Source organism: Microbacterium sp. SA156 (genome assembly GCF_049065455.1).
Lineage (GTDB): Bacteria > Actinomycetota > Actinomycetes > Actinomycetales > Microbacteriaceae > Microbacterium > Microbacterium barkeri.
The window spans coordinates 221,576-240,606 of the sequence record NZ_JBAKGU010000001.1; the positions used below are offsets into that span (position 1 = coordinate 221,576).

The 19,031-nt window shown below is 71.1% G+C and carries 12 protein-coding genes; all 12 read right to left on the reverse strand.

What is annotated here, in order from left to right:
- Positions 1-129 precede the first annotated feature (129 nt).
- The 12 genes from ACOWU6_RS00920 to ACOWU6_RS00975 all read right to left on the reverse strand — a co-directional run bounded on the left by ACOWU6_RS00920 (position 130) and on the right by ACOWU6_RS00975 (position 18,947).
- Positions 130-2,196, reverse strand: coding sequence for a beta-galactosidase (locus tag ACOWU6_RS00920; RefSeq protein WP_421074404.1), 2,067 nt, complete (start codon positions 2,194-2,196; stop codon positions 130-132).
- Between the two features lie 27 nt (positions 2,197-2,223).
- A complete protein-coding gene (locus tag ACOWU6_RS00925) occupies positions 2,224-2,865 on the reverse strand; it encodes a DUF624 domain-containing protein (protein WP_271172735.1) in 642 nt (213 codons plus the stop codon).
- Positions 2,866-2,867: 2 nt separating this feature from the next.
- The gene (locus tag ACOWU6_RS00930; RefSeq protein ID WP_271172734.1) at positions 2,868-3,767 is read right to left on the reverse strand and encodes a carbohydrate ABC transporter permease; all 900 of its coding nucleotides are present in this window, start codon (positions 3,765-3,767) and stop codon (positions 2,868-2,870) included.
- Entirely contained in the window at positions 3,764-4,747 is a 984-nt protein-coding gene (locus ACOWU6_RS00935) for a carbohydrate ABC transporter permease (RefSeq protein ID WP_421074405.1), read from the reverse strand. The genes ACOWU6_RS00930 and ACOWU6_RS00935 overlap by 4 nt, the downstream gene beginning before the upstream one ends.
- A gap of 54 nt (positions 4,748-4,801) precedes the next feature.
- The gene (locus ACOWU6_RS00940; RefSeq protein WP_421074406.1) at positions 4,802-6,106 is read right to left on the reverse strand and encodes an ABC transporter substrate-binding protein; all 1,305 of its coding nucleotides are present in this window, start codon (positions 6,104-6,106) and stop codon (positions 4,802-4,804) included.
- A 170-nt stretch (positions 6,107-6,276) separates the two neighbouring features.
- The gene (locus ACOWU6_RS00945) at positions 6,277-7,554 is read right to left on the reverse strand and encodes an ABC transporter substrate-binding protein (protein WP_421074407.1); all 1,278 of its coding nucleotides are present in this window, start codon (positions 7,552-7,554) and stop codon (positions 6,277-6,279) included.
- A gap of 110 nt (positions 7,555-7,664) precedes the next feature.
- Complete coding sequence (locus ACOWU6_RS00950) at positions 7,665-8,591, reverse strand: PmoA family protein (protein ID WP_282978563.1); 927 nt, start codon at positions 8,589-8,591, stop codon at positions 7,665-7,667.
- Positions 8,588-9,712 carry a Gfo/Idh/MocA family protein gene (locus tag ACOWU6_RS00955; RefSeq protein ID WP_421074408.1) on the reverse strand — a complete coding sequence of 375 codons (1,125 nt, stop codon included), beginning with the start codon at positions 9,710-9,712 and terminating at the stop codon, positions 8,588-8,590. The genes ACOWU6_RS00950 and ACOWU6_RS00955 overlap by 4 nt, the downstream gene beginning before the upstream one ends.
- 97 nt (positions 9,713-9,809) lie before the next feature.
- A complete protein-coding gene (locus ACOWU6_RS00960; protein WP_421074409.1) occupies positions 9,810-11,576 on the reverse strand; it encodes an ABC transporter ATP-binding protein in 1,767 nt (588 codons plus the stop codon).
- Between the two features lie 161 nt (positions 11,577-11,737).
- Positions 11,738-16,735 (reverse strand): fibronectin type III domain-containing protein, encoded by a 4,998-nt coding sequence (locus tag ACOWU6_RS00965; RefSeq protein WP_421074410.1) that lies wholly within the window; start codon positions 16,733-16,735, stop codon positions 11,738-11,740.
- A gap of 130 nt (positions 16,736-16,865) precedes the next feature.
- Positions 16,866-17,870 (reverse strand): LacI family DNA-binding transcriptional regulator, encoded by a 1,005-nt coding sequence (locus ACOWU6_RS00970; protein ID WP_421074411.1) that lies wholly within the window; start codon positions 17,868-17,870, stop codon positions 16,866-16,868.
- Positions 17,871-17,981: 111 nt separating this feature from the next.
- Positions 17,982-18,947, reverse strand: coding sequence for an acetylxylan esterase (locus ACOWU6_RS00975; protein WP_421074412.1), 966 nt, complete (start codon positions 18,945-18,947; stop codon positions 17,982-17,984).
- Between the last annotated feature and the right edge of the window lie 84 nt (positions 18,948-19,031).

The window sequence follows — 19,031 nt, forward strand, 5'->3', positions numbered from 1 at the left end:
TGGTCACGATGTGCTTCCTTGCTCTCATCGAGGGCTGCCCCTCGTTGGGTAAACGCTTTCCAAAAGTGTGGCACACCCGATCTCCTGAGTGCAACCCCTTCGGGATGGCGTTTTCCCACCCGGTGGGAATCAGGGGGCAGCCGTCGTGAGCACGCGCGCGGGAGCGAGGAGGAACGCCGACTCCTGCGGACCGAGAGCCACGGATGAGATCGCCGCGCCCGAGCGGATGTCGGTGCCAGCGACATCCACGACGACGTCGGTGTCGCCGTGATTGATGAGCGTGACGAGGTCGCCGCGGCGCGCGACTTCGACTCCGGCGGGCGGGGCGTCGCCGAGGACCGGCTCGACCGCTGCCTCCTCGATGACGAGCCCCAGGACGAGGTCGAGCCCGGCGTCGTCGGGCATGGTCGCGAGATACCAGGCCGATCCCTCGCCGCGTGCGCGGCGGGTCAGCGCAGGACGCCCGCGCGACGGACCCGTCGTGAATGAGGCGACGACCGCGGCGTCGTCGGCGAAGAGCGCCTCCGCGAAGAACGTCCCGACCGCCTCGCGACCGTCGCCGAGCGCGAAGCGCGCCTCGCGGACATCCTCGGCGACCCAGGTCTCCGCCCCCGAGCCGTGCGAGCCCTCCTCACCGGCGCGCTCGGCGATGTGATCGAGTGCGGGCGGCACGAGCGGGCGGAAGTCCTCGAGCGCGACGCCGAGCACGGGGCCGAGCTGCGTGAGGAACCCGCCGTCGCGGAAGCGGTCGTTGGCGTCGACGATGTCGCTGAACGGCCCGGTCAGGAGCACCCCGCCTGCAGCGGCGAAGCCCTCGAGCGCCGCGGCGCCCTCGTCGCGCAGCAGGTAGAGGAACGGCGCGATCGCGAGGCGATACCGCCCGTCGACGTGCTCGGGCTTCACGATGTCGACCATGATGCCGCGGCGGTGGAGCGCGCCGTACCACTCGCGCAGCAGCGCGAGGTAGTCGATGCGGTTCGGGTGGTCGGCCGCCTCGACCGCCCACCAGTTCTCCCAGTCGAAGACGAGGGCGACCGGGGCATCGTCACCCGGGGCGGGCAGCTCGGGGAGGGCCGCGAGGGTCGCCCCGAGCGCGGTGACCTCCCGCCAGGTGCGCGTGCGCGTGCCCGCGTGCGGGAGCATCGCCGAGTGGAACTTCTCGGAGCCCGCCCGCGACTGCCGCCACTGGAAGAAGAAGATGCCGTCGGCCCCGCGGCCGACCGACTGCGCGGTCTCGGCGGCGAGCTGCCCGTCGCGCTTGGACGGGTTCGCCGGGCGCCAGTTCACCGCGTCGGCCGCCTGCTCCATGAGCAGCCACGGACGGCCCCGCTTGAGCGAGCGGACGAGGTCGCGCTGGAAGGCCGTGTTGCGCACGCGATGCGGATCGAGCGGGTCCGGGTAGCAGTCGTCGGTGATGATGTCGATGTGCGGCGCCCACGTCGTGTAGTCGGCGGGCTTGAACGGGCCCATCATGTTCGTCGAGATCGGCTGCGTCGCGCCGGCCGCGCGGATGATGTCGCGTTCGGCGAGGTAGCACTCCAGCCACATGTCCGACATGAAGCGGTGGTAGTCGAGCACCTGCGCAGGGTTCCGGCTGTACGGGGCCCTGCGTGGCGGGAACACCTCCTCCCACGCGCCGTATCGCTGGGCCCAGAAGTCGGTGCCCCACGCGGCGTTGAGGGCGGCGATCGTCTCGTAGCGCGCGCGCAGCCAGCCGCGGAACGCGTCGCGCGCGGCATCCGAGTACTCCACCGGAAGGTGGCAGCCCGATTCGTTGCCCACGTGCCACATGACGACGGCGGGGTGCTGTGCGTAGCGCTCGGCGAGGCGGCGGACGAGCTCGGCGGCGAGCCGCCGGTAGGTCGGCGAGGCGGGGGAGTGGTGCTGCCGCGAGCCGTGCCAGTACGGCGCGCCGTTCTCGTCTGCGGCGAGGATGTCGGGGTGCGCCACCGTGGCCCACGGCGGCGGCGAGGCGGTCGCGGTGGCGAGGTTCACCCCGATCCCGCCCGCGTGCAGCTTGCCGATCACGGTGTCGAGCCACGCGAAGTCCCACACGTCGGGCGCGGGCTGGATGCGCGACCACGCGAAGATCCCGAGGCTCACGGTGGTCACCCCGGCCTCCTGCATGCGCAGCACGTCGTCGTCCCAGACGTGCTCCGGCCACTGGTCGGGGTTGTAGTCGGCGCCGTAGAGCATGGTCCTCGAATCCGGGGTACGTCGGCGTCAGCGCCGACGGCGGGGGCGCTCGGGGACGGCGACGGCCGCGAGGGCCGCGCACCCGAGCGCGGGGATGAGCAGGGGAGGGAGCATCCAGGTCGCGAGGCCCACGAATGCGGCCGCGACGACGAGGTACAGGAATCCGGGGATGTCCCGGCCGATCGCGGACGGCAGCGAGCGGATGGCGCGGAGCCATCCGCTCTCGGGCGACCACGCCGCCGACGCGGTGAGCAGGACCCCCGCGACGGCGGCTGCGAGCAGCCAGCCGAATCCGGCGATCAGCTCGCCGCCGGGCAGCAGCCCGGACGAGGCGAGCAGGATGTCGATCGCGAGCACGCCCGCGATCAGCGCGCACGCGAGGCCGACGACGATCCCGCCGGGCAGCGCCGCGCGGACGTCGCCCCAGAACGCGCGCATCGAGGATCCCTCGGCGCGCGCGTACCGGCGCAGGTGGCGGATGCCCGCCGCGAGCGCGGCGGGCAGGGTGACGACGAGGAGCCCGCAGACGGTCACGAGCACGCCCGTGAGGAGCACCTCGCCGAACAGGGCGAGCGCGCCTGCCGCGCCCGGATTGCGCCCGGGCTCGTCGTGCGTCGGGCCCGAGCCCGATGCCGCCGCGCGGCGGGCGGCGCGCTCGCCTCTGCTCATGGTCAGCCCTTCAGGCCCTGGGTCGCGACGCCGTCGATGAGGAAGCGCTGGAACACGATGAAGAAGAGCATCACCGGCACGAGCGCGACGAGGCTGGCCGTGACGGTCGCGCCGTAGTCCGACGCGGACGTCTGGTCGTTGTAGAGGCGCAGGGCGATCGGGAGCGGATAGTTCTCGGGGCTGTTGAGGTAGAGCAGCGGCCCCATGAAGTCGTTCCACGTCCAGATGAAGGTGAAGATCGCGCAGGTGACGAGAGCGGGCTTGATGAGCGGCAGGATGACCGACCAGAAGATGCGCCCGTGTCCTGCGCCGTCGATGCGCGCCGCCTCGTCCATGTCGCGCGGGATCTGCCGGATGAACTGCACGATGAGGAACACGAAGAACGCCTCGGTCGCGAGGAACTTCGGCAGGATGAGCGGCACGAAGGTGTCGACGAGCTCGAGCTTCTGGAACCAGATGTACTGCGGGATGATCACGACGTGGAACGGCAGCAGGAGCGTGCCGATCATGGCCGAGAAGAGGATCCCGAGGCCCTTGAACTTCACGCGCGCGAACGCGTAGGCCGCGAGGGCGGAGGACAGGACCGTGCCGATCACCGCCGACACCGCGAGGATGAGCGAGTTCGCGAAGAACCGCCACAGCGGGATGCCGGCGATGCCCTCGCCGACCTTGACGTAGTTGTCGAGCGTGGGCGCCCACGGGATGAGGCCGGGGTTCTGGCCGAACTCGCTGTTGGGCTTGAAGGTCGACGCGACCAGCCAGATGAGCGGGTAGATGACGACGAGGGTGATCGCCAGCAGCACGACGAACCAGATGATCGTCTGCCAGCCGCGGCGCGTGACGCGCTTGCGGGGCGCTGGGCGCCCGGTGGTCACCAGGTGCGTGGAGACGGTGGAGGTCATCGGTCTTCTCCGGCGTAGTGGACCCAGGACTTCTGGGTGCGGAACAGGATCACGGCGATGACGGCGACGACGAGCATGACGATCCACGCGATGGCCGAGGCGTACCCGAACTGGCCGTCGGTGAAGCCGCGCTTGTAGAGGTAGATCGTGATGTAGTTCGTCATCCCGGCGGGGCCGCCGGTGCCGTTGGAGATGATGTACGCCGATGCGAACACCTGGAACGCTCCGATGAGCTCGAGCAGCAGGTTGAAGAAGATGACGGGCGAGAGCATCGGGACGGTGACGGCCCTGAAGCGGCGCAGCGCCCCCGCGCCGTCCATCTCGGCGGCCTCGTAGAGCTCCTTCGGAACCTGCTTGAGGCCCGCGAGGAAGATCACCATGGTGCCGCCGAACTGCCACACGGCGAGGAGGATCATCATCGGCACGACGAGGTCGACGTTGCCGACCCAGCCGCCCAGGTCGATCCCGAAGATCGAGAGGGTCGAGTCGACGGGGCCGTCGGTGTTGAACATCGCGCGCCACACGATCGCGACCGAGACGGAGGCGCCGATGAGCGAGGGGGCGTAGAACGACGAGCGGAAGAACGCCGCGCCGCGGTCGCGGTAGTTCAGCAGCAGGGCGATGCCGAGCGCCGCGGCGAGCTTGATCGGCGTGCCGACCAGCACGTACACGAGCGTGATCGTCGCGGACTGCACGAACTGCGGGTCGTCCGTGAACATGCGCACGTAGTTCTCGAGGCCGATCCACTTCGGGTCGGTGAAGAGGTTGTACGACGTGAACGACAGGTACAGCGAGTAGACCATCGGGCCCAGGGTGAGCCCGAGGAAGCCCACGAGCCAGGGCGCCAGGAAGGCGTAGCCGGCCAGCGTCTCGCGCAGGCCCTTCTTCTTGAGGCCCGGCCGCAGCGGCGGAGCCCCCGCACGCGATCGCCGCCCGCCGCTGTCGGCGGTGACGACCGTTCTCGTCAGGGTGGTGGTCATGATCTCCCGATCGGGTGGGGCGGCCCGGACGCGTGCGTCCGGGCCGCCACGGGGTTACTGGTTGAGGACGACGTCCATCTCGGAGAAGAACTGGTCCACGGCCTCGTCGACCGTGACGGTGCCGAAGTTCAGCTCCGTGCCGAGCTGGCGGAACTTCTCCTCGAGGGTGCCGTAGCCGACGATCGGCACGGGCGGGGCGTCGCCGAGGCGGTCGGCGATCGACGCCTCGTAGTCGGCGACCTTCTGGCTGAACTCGTCGAGCTCGGCGGCCTCGAGGGCCGTCTGCGAGGCGGGCAGGCCGCGGTTCGTGCCGAAGATCTCACCCGACTCCGGGCTGTTCACGAGGAAGTCGACGAGCGTCGCGGCGGCCTCGGGGTGGTCCGTGTTCGCCGAGATCGCGTGCAGCATCGACGGCTTGAGGTAGAGGTCCTTCGCGCCCTCCTCGGTCACCGGCGGGGCGACGAGGTCGAGCGTCGAGTACCCGTCGCCGAGGTTGGCGAGGTAGCCCGCGCCGAAGTTGTCCCAGACGAGCTCGCTCGTTGTGAGCGCGGAATCGAAGCCGCCGAGCGGGGTCAGCTCCTCGACGCGCTGCTGCTCGATGGTCGTGCCGTCCTCGCGGATCTCCGAGCCCTGCTCCCAGAACGCGCGCAGGTCGTCCTCGGTGAAGTTCGCCTCGCCATCCTCCGTGAAGAGGTCCTCGCCCTGTGCGCGCATCTGCAGCTCGAAGTTCTGGATGCGGCCGGTCCAGTCGCCGCCGCCCCACGCCTCGATGCCCTTGGCCTCCGCGGCGTCGGTGACCTCGGCCATCCACGCGTTGTAGTCCTCCCAGGTGCCGCCGGCGAAGCCCTCGACGCCGATCTCCTCGAGGAGGGTCGGGTTGAGGAACATCGCCCACGCGTTCGTCGAGGTCGTGATGCCGTAGTTGCCGTCGCCGACCTGGCCGATCGCGAGGATCTCCTCCGAGAGCGCGGAGTCGTCGATGATGTCGCCGACGTACGGCGTGAGGTCGAGCAGCAGGCCGTTCTCGGAGTACTGGCGCAGGTACGAGTAGTCGAACTGCATGACGTCGGGCAGGCCGCCGCCGGCCGCCTCGGTCTGCCGCTTCTCCCAGAAGGCGGGGAAGTCGAGGAACGAGCTCTGGATGGTGATGTTGGGGTATTCCTCGTTGAAGGCGGCGAATGCCTCCTCGTAGAGCGCCGCGCGGACGTCGTTGCCCCAGAACGCGAAGGTCAGGGTGACCTCCTCGTTGGGGTCGACGGTCTCGACGGCCTCGGGGGAGCCGCCGGAGCAGCCGGCGAGTGTCAGGCCGCCGATCGCGACGAGGGCCGCCGTCGCGGCCAGCCTCTTGGTGGGGAACATCTTTGTCCTCTCAGAACGACATCGTCCATGCCCGGAGCGGGCGGGCGCCATGGGGTGGAAAGCGCTTGCCCGAGACTCTAGCGCGCGTAAAAACGTTTCACAAGAGGGAGGCCCCTTCCCGCCCCGTGTCGTGGCCGTACCGTGACAAAGGGCGGGAAGGGGCGGGCGGATCAGCCGAGGATGACCTTCGCCTCGGAGAAGAACTGCGACACGGCGTCGTCCACCGAGACGGTGCCGAGGCCGAGCTCCTTGCCGAGATCCCAGAACTTCTGCTCGAGCGAGCCGTAGCCCACGACGGGCGCGGGCGGAGCGTCGCCGATGCGCTCCTCGACCGACGCGAGGAAGTCCGCCACCTGCTTGTCGGGGCCCTCGAGGGTCGCGCCCTCGAGCTTCGTCTCCGACGCGGGGAAGCCGAGCGACGTGCCGAAGATCTCGCCGGCCTCGGGGCTGTTCACGACGAAGTCGAGGAAGATCGCGGCGGCCTCGGGGTGCTCGCTCTTCGCCGACACGGCCATCTGCAGCCCGGCCTGCCGATAGAGGTCCTGTGCGCCCTCCTCGGCGGTGGGCGGCGCGACCATCGAGATGCTCGATGCGCCGGAGTCCGCGAGATAGGCCGCGACGAAGTTGCTCCAGCTCGCCTCGCTCGCCGTGAGGTTCGCCCCGAAGCCCGAGACCGGGCTCAGCTCCTCGAGCTTCTGCTGGGGCACGACGACGCCGTCGCGGTCGGCGGCGCCGCTCTCCCAGAAGGCGCGGAGGTCGTCCTCGTCGAACCCGAGCTCGCCGTCCTCGGTGAAGAGGTTGCCGCCCTGCGCGCGCAGCACGTTCTCGAAGTTCTGGATGCGCTGCGTGTAGTCCGTGCCGCCGTACACCGCGCCGCCGGTCGCCTCGGTGACCTCGGCCATCCACGCCGAGTAGTCCTCGAAGCTCGTGCCGCCCGGGTAGGACTCGATCCCGTGCTCGGCGAGGATGTCGTCGTTGAGGAAGACGGCCCACGTGCTGTAGCCGAGCGGGAGCGAGTACTGCGCGCCGTCGAGCTGGCCGGTCGCGAGCAGGCCCTCGTCGATCGCCGAGGTGTCCACGTACTCCGCGTACTCGCTGAGGTCGGCGAGCATGCCGTTCTGCGCGTACTGACGCAGGTACGTGTCGGAGAACTGCCACACGTCGGGGAGGCCGCCGCCGGCGGCCTCGGTCTGGCGCTTCTCCCAGTACGACGGGAAGTCGGTGAACGACCCGTTGACGGTGATGTTCGGGTGCTCCTCGTTGAATGCCTCGATGAGCTTCTCGTACCGCTGCGCGCGGTCGTCGTTGCCCCACCACGTGAAGGTCAGCTCGACCTTCTCGTCCGGGTCGTACTCGGTCGAGCCGGAGCCCGAGCTCGCGCATCCCGCCAGGGTGAGGGATCCGATCGCCGCCGTGACCGCGGCCACGCGGATGAGCCGTCGCTTCATCGCTGCTCTCCTGTCTGCTTCTTCGCTGTGTGAAGGGCGCGCTTCCCACGTTGGAAAGCGCTTCCCTTCGGGCACGCTAGTGCAGTCAGAAACGTTTTACAAGCCGGATGTCACGGCGCGAGCTCACGGGCGAGCGCCGCGACCTCGTCGGGCTCCCAGACGCGGTCGAGGAACGCGAGACGGTGCGCGAGCGCGAGCTCCTCACCCGGCGCGAGCACCACGGTCTCGGCGAAGGTCGGCGACGGCGCGAGCACGGGGAACGGCTCCGCGCGCACGAACCAGCGGATGGCCGGCGAGCCGCTCGAGCGCCCGGCGAACGCGAGCACGGTCCCGCCCCCGTCGATCTCGTCGTGCAGGCCCGAGAACGCCAGCCACGGCGCCTCCGATCCCATCAGCTCATCGGCCTCGGCGCCCGCACGGGCGGCGGCGACGCCGCTGACGTCGGGTGCGACGACCGTGCCGCCCGTGAAGGAGCGCGTCAGGCGCAGGAACAGGCCGGAGTAGCCCGCGTTCTCGCGGCCGTTCGTCGTCGGGCTCCCGAGCACGAGCTCGCGCTGGCTCGTGTTCCGCAGCGTCGACGCGATGTCGAGCGCCCAGAGCCCACGCGAGGGGTCGAGGGTGTGGAACCGGTGCTCGCGCGCCTCGCTCAGCCACGCGTCGCCCGAAGCCGTGATCCACGTGAGGTCCTCGCGGATGACCGCGGCCGGGCCATCCGACAGCGCCCGGAAGCGGTCGTGGCGGATGCGCCCCACGTTGTCGAGCGGGATGTAGCCGCGCCCGTGCACGTAGGTGTTGCCGCCCCAGAAGTTCTGGCCCGAGACGTCGGTGAGGGTCATCTGCAGGCCCTTGTGCCAGCGGTGGTCCCAGGGGCGGAAGCCCGTGAGCGGCGCCCCCGAGAGGGCTCGGATCGGATGGAGGTAGGGCTTCGGGCCCTCGAATGCCGGGGCGTCCTCGGCGAAGACGTATCGTGCGACCTCCCTCCCGCCCGCGCGGACGACGACCGAGGCCTCCTCCTCGTGCAGGGCGAAGCCGGTCATGCGCGCGCCGTTCGGATGGTGCCGGCATGGATGCGCGCGGTCGCCCCGACGGGATCGCCGCCGGGCATCGACGCGTAGAACGGGTCGGCGGGGGAGAGCTCGTCGCGCGCGACCGCCCGACCGGTCAGGGCGGACTTGTACATGCCGGCGGCGAGCTCCATGACGCGCCGCCCGTCCGCGCCGCTCACGCGGGGCCGCTCGCCGCGCTCCATGCTGTCGACGAACTGCGTGAACTGCGGCACGTGGGTCGAGCTCGGCACATCGTCCGTCGGCGCCCAGGCCGCCGCCGTCTCGGGGGCGACGTGCGGCGCGGGCGTCCACGTCCAGTGCGCGTTGCCGTAGCCGTAGAGATGCTCGACCTCGACGGTCGCGTGCTCGAAGTCGATGCGCACCTGGCTCGTCTCGCGCGGCGACAGGAGGCTGTTCGTGATCGAGCAGAGGGCGCCCGAAGCGAAGCGCACGACGGCGAAAGAGACGTCCTCGGTCTCGGTCTCGCGCGCGAGCGTCGACATGACGGCCGTGACGTCGGTCCATTCGCCCAGGAGCGACAGGAGCATGTCCATCTGGTGGATGCCGTGGCCCATGGTCGGGCCGCCGCCCTCGGTCGCCCACTTCGCGCGCCACGGCACGGCGAAGTACGACGGATCGCGGTACCAGAGCGTGTCGCACTTCGCGACGAGCGGCCGGCCGAGCGATCCCTCGGCGATGAGCGTGCGGAGTCGCTCGGCCGCCGAGCCGAACCGGTGCTGGAAGATGTAGGCGGCGTAGGGGCCGTTCTCGCCCTCGTGCGCCATGATCTCGTCGTAGTCGGCGAGCGAGAGGGTCGGCGGCTTCTCCGACAGGACCCACGCGCCGGCGTCGAGAGCGGCGATCGCGGCCTCCTTGTGGGCGATCGGCGGCGTCGCGAGCGTGACGAGGTCGGGGCGCTCGCGCTCGAGCAGCTCGGCGACGTCGGTGTACCAGCTCGCGACGCCGAACTCGGCCGCGGCCGACGCCGCGGACTCGGCGCTCAGATCGGCGACCGCGACGACCTCGACGCGATCGCCGAGCGCGCGCAGACTCGGCAGGTGCTGCACACGGGAGATCGCTCCCGTTCCGATGACGGCGACGCGGATGGCCATGGTGCTGCTCCTTCGCATAGGGCGCGCGGTGGGAAAGCGCTTGCCGACAGGGTATCGCGATTCGGCCGCGCGAGCGAGCCGAGGCGCCGCTCGCGGGTCAGAGCGCCTGGGTCAGGTGGAGCCGTGCGTAGCGGCCGTCGCGCGCGAGGAGCTCATCGTGCGCGCCCTGCTCGACGATCCTGCCCTGCTCGAGGACGACGATGCGGTCGGCGCTGCGGACCGTCGACAGCCGGTGCGCGACGACGAGCGTCGTCCGCCCCGACATGAGGCGATCGAGCGCCTCCTTGACGAGTCGCTCCGACTCGGGGTCGAGGGCGCTCGTGGCCTCGTCGAGCAGGAGGATGCGCGGGTCGCGCACGAGCGCGCGGGCGATCGCGATCCGCTGGCGCTGCCCGCCCGACAGGCGCGCGCCGCGCTCGCCGACGATCGTGTGCCATCCGTCGGGCAGCGCGTCGACGAAGTCGAGCGCGTTCGCGTCGCGCAGGGCCGCGCGGATGCGCTCGTCGTCGGCGTGCTCCAGCCCGTACGCGACGTTGTCCCGGATGGTGCCCTCGAACAGCACGGACTCCTGCGGCACGACCGACACGTGACGGCGGACGGTCCGCAGGTCGAGCTCGCGCGTGTCGGCCCCGTCGAGCAGGATGCGACCGCCCGTGGGGCGCACGAAGCCGAGCACGAGGTTGAGCATGGTCGACTTGCCCGAGCCGGACGACCCCACGAAGGCGACGGTCTCGCCGGGGAGGATGTCGAGTGACACGTCGCGGACCGCATCGACGTCGGCGTCCGGATAGCGGTGCGTCACGTTCTCGAGCGCGATCGCGCCGACGACGGCGTCGACACGTCGCCGGCCCTCGTTGACCTCGATGTCGGGCTCCTCGAGCACCTCGGCGATCGAGCGCACCGACTCCATCCCGCGCGCGGCGACGGGGAGGAGGAGCAGGAGCTGCGTCATCCCCTGCGTGAGGAGCGCGAAGTACGACGACAGCATGACGACCTCGCCCGGCGTGATCGGGACGATGCCCGTCAGCGCGAACACCGCGGCGAGGACGAGGCACGAGGCGCCGAGCAGCTGCATCGCCACCCACGACATCGACGCGATGCGCCCGTTGAGCAGGTCGAGCACGAAGCCCGCGCGCCGCACCTCGTCGGCGCCTGCGGCCACGCGCGTGACGGCCGTCTGCTCGAGCCCGTGCGCGCGGGTGATCGGGATGAGCGAGGCCATCTCGCCGACGCGCGCCGAGAAGCCCTCGACCTCGCGCCGGAAGCGCTCGTTGCTCGCGCGCGAGCGGCGGGAGGTGCCCCAGCGGATGAGCACGGCGAGCGGAACGGCGAGGAGGTAGATCGGCAGGAACTGCGGCACGACGAACGCGGTCATCGTCACGGCGCCGAGGAGGACCATCGCGGCCGACAGCAGCGGGTGCATGACCTGCTGCAGCATGACCTCGATGTTCTCGACGTCGCGGACGACCTTGGTCTGCACGACCGACGCGCTCTGGCGTGTGTGGAAGCCGATCGACAGGTTCTGCAGCCGCTGCGCGAGCGCGTTGCGCAGCTCGGCCCCGGTGTCGCGCACGACCGTCATGAACATCCGCGTGTACACGATGTGGTTCGGGTAGTTCTGCAGCAGCAGGAGCGCCGCGACCGCGAACCAGCCGAGCACGTGGATGACCTCGCCGTCCGACGCGACGATGTCGACGATGGCGGCCGTGACGACCGGGAGCGCCCACAGGGGGATCTCCTTGAGCGCGAACGCGCCGACGGCCACGGCCATCCGCCCCTTCCGCCGCAGCAGCAGGCGGACGACCGAGCGGGCGGGGTGTGATCCGTCGATGCGGACGGGCCGGGGAAGCGATTTCTCGGTCACGTCAGCCATGCTACGGCCGTCGTGGGCCATCCGGCCTCGCCGCGTTTCGCGGCGACCCGCCTCCGGATCGACGCGAAACGGGGCAGGGCTCGTCGAGCCCTGCCCCGGAACGCGTCGAAGGAACGCCCGGTCGCCGCACTTCGCGGCGACCGGGCGCCGGATCACTTCACGGTCACCCGGATCTCCTTCGTCTCGGTCTCGCCCGCGGCGTTCGCGAGCACGGCGCGGTACACGTGCTCGCCCGCGGCCCGGCCGGTCAGGTGCGTCGACGCGGTCTGGGCCTCCGGCGTCGCCGCCGTGAGCTCCTGCTCGTCGACGAGCTGCCCGTCCTCGTACAGGCGGTACGACGTCGCGTTCGTGCCCCACCAGAGGTTCGCCGTGACGGTGTAGTCGCCGTCGCGGTCGTGGTTGTCGTGCGAGAGCACGGCCGTGCCGGGGTTCGCGTCGACGACCTTCACGGTGACCGGCTTGCACGGGGTCGTCCCGTGCTGGTTCACGAGCTCGCACGTGTACTCGTACGTGCCGTTCACGCGGCCCGTCACGTCGAACGAGAACTCCTGCGCGTCGGGAGTGCGGTCGGCGAGGTGCGCCTCCGTGAGGAGCTCGCCGTTCTCGAACAGGCGGATGGTGTGCGCGTTCTGGCCGTGCCACAGGTTCATCGTGACGGTGTAGTCGCCGTCCTTCAGACCGTAGGCCCATCCGCTCGTCGTCGAGAGCACGCCCTTCGCGGGCGCCGCCGTCGCCGGCCCGGGCACGACCTCGGCCGGTGCGGCGTCGGTCGTGTAGGCCAGGCGGGGAGCGGCCGGCGTCTCCATGCCCTCGCCGAGGTAGTAGCTCGTGTGCGGCGGCTGGTTGTATCCGGTGAGCTGCCACGCGACGGCGAGGCGGTACTGCGCGTCCGACATCAGGGTGCGGAGGCGGTGCTCCGTGACGTCCGTCGTCGTGAAGATGCGCAGCGCCGTCGAGTCGGTCGTGCGGTACACGAGCTCCTCGCGCCAGTCGCCGAACAGGTCGGCCTGGAGAGCGGGGTTGCCCTTCGTGTCGTTGTTCGTCAGGACGCCCTCCGGCTCGAAGATCGGCACCTCGACGCCGTTCTCGTAGTCCCACTTCGACACGACGGGCGAGCCCAGGCGCGTCGTCGTGTCGAACGCGTGGTCGACGATCTCGCTGAGGAGGTCGCCGTCCCACTGGGCGACGAAGTTGGCGGCGGGGATGGCCGTGGAGATCTCCTCGCCCGACACGTTGCGCAGAGTGCCCACCCGGGAGTCCCACGCCACCGTGCCGCCGATGTTCCAGCCCTCGGCGCCGTCGTAGCGCGGATCGATGTCGGCCATCGCGCCGCGGCCGGTGTCCTTCGTCGCGGGGACCGACCACAGCACCTCGCCGGTCGCCGCGTCGCGGTAGGTCGCGCCCATGCTGCCGGACCGACCCATGTCCTCGTGCACGGCGTAGACCTCGAGGCCCGGGCGCGCCGGGTCGAAGTCGCTCACGTGCTCGGCATCGCCGTGGCCGAGACCCGTGGAGTACAGGCCCGTTCCGTCGTCGTCGATCGTCGCCGATCCGAAGACGATCTCGTCCTTCCCGTCGGCGTCCACGTCGGCGGAGATCATGGCGTGGTTGCCCTGACCCGCGTAGTCGCCGTTGCCCTTCGTCGAGGAGTCGAACACCCAGCGCTGGCTGAGGCTCTCGCCGTCGAAGTCGAACGCGGCGATCACCGCGCGCGTGTAGTAGCCGCGCGAGAACACGACGCTCGGGTGCTCGCCGTCCAGGTACGCCACGGTCGCGAGGAAGCGATCGACGCGGTTGCCGTAGCTGTCGCCCCACGACGCGACGTCGCCGCGGCCGGGCACGTAGTCGATCGTGTCGATCGCGCGGCCCGTCGTCCCCTCGAACACCGTGAGGTACTCGGGTCCGGTGAGGATGTAGCCCGACGAGTTGCGCCAGTCCTTGCTGCCGTCGCCGATCACGGTGCCCTGGCCGTCCTCGGTGCCGTCGGCGGTCTTCACGACCACCTCCGCGCGGCCGTCGGAGTTCAGGTCGTAGACCATCGGCTGCGAGTAGTGCGCTCCCGCTCGGATGTTGATGCCGAGGTCGATGCGCCACAGCTGCGTGCCGTCGAGCTCGTACGCGTCGAGGTAGACGTTGCCCGTGTAGCCGGCCTTCGAGTTGTCCTGCGAGTTCGTCGGATCCCACTTGACGACGTACTCGAGCTGGCCGTCGCCGTCCAGGTCCGCGACCGACGTGTCGTTGGCGCGGTAGGAGTACGGCTGCCCGTCCTTCGAGTACGCGTCGGCCGGCTTGTTCAGGGGGATGTCGAGCGACTGCCCGTCCTCCCACGGCCGGAACTCCTCGGTCGCCCAGAACGACACCCCGTCCTCGACGATCGCGATGCGGTACGTCGAGTCGGCCGAGCCCGCTGCATCGAGGTAGTTCGTCGTGTCGACGATCGGCTCCTCCGTGATGCGCTCGCCGTCGCGGTAGACGTGGAACGCGGCATCCTGCGCGTCGTCGCCCAGCAGGCGCCATCCGACGTAGACGCCCTGCTCCTGCGCGACGGCCACGGGGGCGCGATCGAGCCGCTCGGCGGCCCGATCGAGCGTCGTGACCGCGGGCGTGGTGACGGGCTCGGAGGGCTCGGACGCCCCGCCCGCGTTCACGGCCTGCACGCGGTAGGTGTACGCGATCGTCGTGAGGACGTCCTCGTCGACGTACGCGGGCTCATCCGCCCGCGCGATGACCTGCCACTCGCCCTTCTTGTCCTGACGGCTGACGAGATAGAACAGCGCGCCGTCGGACGCGTCCCACGAGAGCGCCACGGAGTTCTTGAGCACGTCGCCGTAGGCGAGGCCCGTGGGCGCCGCGGGGACCGCGACATCCGGGTCGATGACCTCGACCTCGACGCCGACCGAGGGCACCGACTCGTCGCCCCGCGCGGTCACGGTGGTGACGGCGTAGGTCGCGGTCTGGCCGGGCTGCGCCGTCTCGTCGACGAAGGAGGTGCCCTCCGTCTCGCCGACGAGGACGGTGCCGTCATCGGTCGTCCGGTACAGCCGGTAGGCCGCAGCCTCGGGCGCGGCATCCCAGGACAGCGCGGCCGTCGCGGACGCCCCGTCGAATGCGAGGTCGTCGAGCCGGATGGCCGCGGGCGCGACGAGGATGGGCGTGAGCGTGAGGCCGTTGAGGTGGCCGGTCGCTCCCGAGATCACGGTGCTGAGCTGCCCGTCGCTCACCGTGATGCCGTCGATCGCCTTCGTCGTGCTGCCGCGGCTGACCGACAGGCCGCCCTCGTCGCTGCCCTCGATCTCGAGGTTCGTGCGGACGGTGCCGAGCAGGTCGCCGACCGTGACGCTCGCCGAGTACTCGCCGTTGGGCACGTCGACGGCGAACTCGTAGCTGCCGTTGAAGTACGCGACGAAGTCGCGCGCGACGTCGTCGCCGGCCGATGCGCCGCGGTCGCGGTCGATCATCCCCGTCGGGTCGACGATGCCGTAGCCCCGCTCCGCCGAGTAGACCGTGGAGCGGTTGACCTCCGTGTAGCCCGCGCCGACCGGGGCGCCGGCCGGCTGGAAGTCGTAGCGGTACGCCGCGGCGCGGGTGGTCGCGGTCACGATGTCGCTCGACGGACCCTCGCCGAGTCCGTTGACGGCGCTCACGCGGAAGTCGTACGCGCCGCCCTCCGCGAGCGAGCCGATGCTCTTCTGCGGCACAGTGGATGTCGCCGCGAGGGTGAACGCGTCGGCTCCGGCCTCACTGCGGTAGATCCGGTAGATGTCGGCGCCCGCGGTCTCGTCCCATTCGAGCGACACCGAGGTGCTGGAGGTTCCGGCCACGGCGAGACCCGTGACCGCAGCGGGGAGCTCGGAGGGCGAGGTGACCTCGACCGCCTCCGAGATGGGCAGGCCGAGCTCGGCCACGCCCTGCGCGACGAGGCGCGCCATCTGGATCGCGCCGTACTCCTGGAAGTGCGTGTTGTCCTGCACGCCGTTCGGGCGGTTCGGGTACACCCCGGGGTCGGCGTAGAGGAAGACCGACTTCGCGGCCTCGGCGCCGATCGCGTCGAGGTAGGCGCGGCTCGAGGCGGAGAGATCGACCAGCGGGACGGCGAGCTCTGCGGCGACGGCCTTCATGACCGCGACGTACTCGGGGAAGCTCTCGTTGAAGAGCCCCGTCTCGCTGTCGACGTCGAGCCGGTTCACCGGGGTCACGAGCACCGGGATGCCGCCGCGCTGGCGAGTGCCCTCGACGTAGATGCGGAGGTAGTCGTCGAACTGGTCCGGCGGCGTGTACCGCTCGGGCACGGACGCGGTCGCGTCGTTGTGGCCGAACTGCACGAAGACGTAGTCGTCGGGTCGCACGACGCGGAGAATCTCGTCCAGGCGGCCCTGCTGCACGAACGACCGCGACGAGCGGCCGCCGATCGAGCGGTTGTCCACGGCGACGGCGTCGGTGAGGAACTGGTCGATCATCTGACCCCAGCCGGCCTGCGGCTCCCAGTACGGGTCGTACGTCTGCACGGTGGAGTCGCCGGTGAGGTACGCGGTGGGGGTCGCCGCGGCCTCGCGCGGAGCCTGCGGCGTGATGACGATCGCGTTGATGTTGGCGGCCGCGCCCGTGAAGTCGAACGACAGCTGCCCGTCGACGAGGGCGATGTCGTAGTTCATCTCGAGGAAGGCGCCCGCGGCCTTCGAGGTCGTCTGGACCTTCTGGATCTGCTCGCTCGCGATCGCGATCTCGGTCGTGCCGCCGGTGTCGCCGGCGACGATCGAGACGGTGTAGTCGACGTTCGCGAGATCGACGACGAAGCTCGAGCCGCTCACCGTCGCGAAGTCGCCCTTCAGAGGGTCGCCGCCGCGGTCGGTCTCGGTCACCGTCGCGCCCGGGGCGAAGCCGAAGCCCGCCTCGGGGGAGTACGCCGAGCCCGCCGTGACCTGCGTGTAGCCGTCGGCCACGGCGCCGGGGCCGAAGTCGAATCGGACGGGCTGGCCGGCTGCCGCCGTGTCGGCCGGTGTCGTCGCGGCGTGCGCGGCGCTCGCGCCGCCGATGCATCCGAAGGCGACGGCAGCCGCCGTCGCGATCGCGAGGCCGCGCAGCGCGCGCGGCCCCCGGCCATCCGTCGGTTCGCCGGCGGGCTCGCCGGCGCGCAGGGTTCTGCCCTTCACATCAACTCCGATCGTGGGGGACGTCGTGCTTCATCGCACGGAAACGTTTCAGGAAAGCGCTTCCCGGGCACCATAGCGTCGGCGACGGCGACCGTCAAGACAGGACATGAAACGTTTGACGCGCGGGGAGTCAGGCGCGCGTCGACGCCCGGACGACGAGCTCGGGCGCGAACACCTCGGCCGGCGCTGCGGCGGGCGCCGCGCCGCGCACGGCATCGACGAGCATCTCCGCGGCGCGGCGTCCCATCGCGCGCGCCGGCTGCCGCACCGACGTGATCGGCACGGCCGCGATCGAGGCGAAGGGGATGTCGTCGTATCCGACGATGGCGATCTCGCCGGGAACGCGGATGCCCGCGGAGACGAGGGCGTGGACGATCCCGCACGCGAGCTGGTCGTTGGCGGCGAACACCGCGTCGGGGCGCTCGGCCGCGGGCAGCGCTGCGATGCGCTCGCCGATCTCGGCGCCCACTCGCGGAGTCGTGCGCCCGCTGAGCGTCACGTCGAGGGAGAGGCCCGCGTCCTGCGCCGCCGCGGCGGCTCCGCGCAGGCGGTCGCGCGTCTGGCGCACCTCCTCGCGCGCGCCCACGAACGCGATCCGCCGCCGGCCGAGCTCGATGAGGTGCTGCACGGCCATCCGCCCGCCCAGCACGTTGTCGAGCGAGACGGAGGGCGTGAGCCCCTTCTCGTCGACGCCGTCCACGAGCGCGACCGGGATCTGCTGCGCGCGCAGGCGCTCGAGCGCGGGCCCGACGTCTCCGAACGGCGAGATGAGCATGCCCTCCACGTGCGCCTGCTCGAACAGCTCGAGATAGCTGCTCTCGCGCTGGGCGCTGTCGTCGCTGTTGCCGAGCATGACCTGGTAGCCCGCGGCCGACGTCGCCTCCTCGGCCCCCTCGAGCATCTCGGCGAAGAAGGGGTTGCCGATGCTGATGACGGTCATGCCGATGAGTCCGCTGCGCCCCGCGCGGAGCTGCTGCGCCGCACGCAGCGGCACGTACCCGAGCTGGTCGACGGCGGCGTGCACGCGCGTGCGCACGTGATCGCTCACGGCCTCCGGCCGGTTGAGGGCGTTCGAGACCGAGCTGATCGAGACGCCGGCGAGGACGGCGACGTCGCGGATGCCCACCCGCTTCATCCGACCCCCGTCCCGCCGTCGTCTGCGACGGCTCGGTAAACGCTTTACGAGATCAGTGTGGCACAGCGCAGCGGCGGGCGACGCCAGGCGGCGCGGGCGAGTGCCGTGTCGTCAGCCGAGGCGACGCCCGAGCCACGCCAGCTGCGCCGCGCGCTGCGCGCCGCCCCCGCCCTCGTGGTTGTTGAACGGATAGACCTCGATGTCCTTCTCCTCTGCACCCCACGCGTTGAAGGCGCCGAACACCGTCGAGGGCGGGCAGATCGTGTCCATGAGCGCGACCGAGAACAGCGCGGGAGCCGTCGCCCGCGACGCGAGCGTGACCCCGTCGAAGTACGACAGCGTGCGGTAGACGTCGTCGATCCGGTCGCGGTGCGCCGAGAGGTAGGTGCGGATCTCGCCGTACGGCATCGAGTCGACGAGGGTCGTCGCGCGCGGGAAGTCGCACAGGAACGGCACGTCGGGCATGGCGCCCGCCACGTCGCCGGCGAGCGCCGCCGCTGCGATCGAGAGGCCGCCGCCCTGGCTTCCGCCCGCGACGAAGACCGGGAGCCCGGGCGCGAGCGCGCGAGCGGCGTCCACGGCGAGTGCCGCGTCGGTGAACGCGCGGCGGTAGTAGTAGGTCTCGGGGCTCTCGATGCCGCGCGTCATGACGCCCGGCGCCTGCGAGCCGCTGCCGTGCGGGTCGGCCGTGGCGCCGCCCATGCTCCAGTGGCCCCAGCCCTGGCCGCGCGTGTCGACGATGAGCCGTGCGCATCCCGCGAGCGGGAACGAGCCCACCTCGTGAGCGGGGCCGCGGCCGCCCGAGTAGCCGACGAACTCGACGACGATCGCACGGGGCGCGCTCGCGGCGGGCACCTGCCACCAGCCGCGGATCGTGTCGCCGCCGAAGCCCGCGAACGCGACGTCGTGCACGTCGACGAGCGTGAGCCCGGTGTCGACCGGCTCGAGGCGCGGAGCCCAGGCCGCATCCCGCGACTCGGCGAGCGTGCGCTCCCAGAAGGCGTCGAAGTCGTCGGGCACGGGGAGCTCGGGCCGGTACGTGCGGAGCTGGTCGAGGGGGAGATCGAAGTGCGCCATCGTCGGCGTTCCTCCTGAGGTCGGGGCTGCGGTGGAAGGACCGAGGGCGAGCCTAGCGCGCCGCGTGCGCGCGACGGAAAGCGT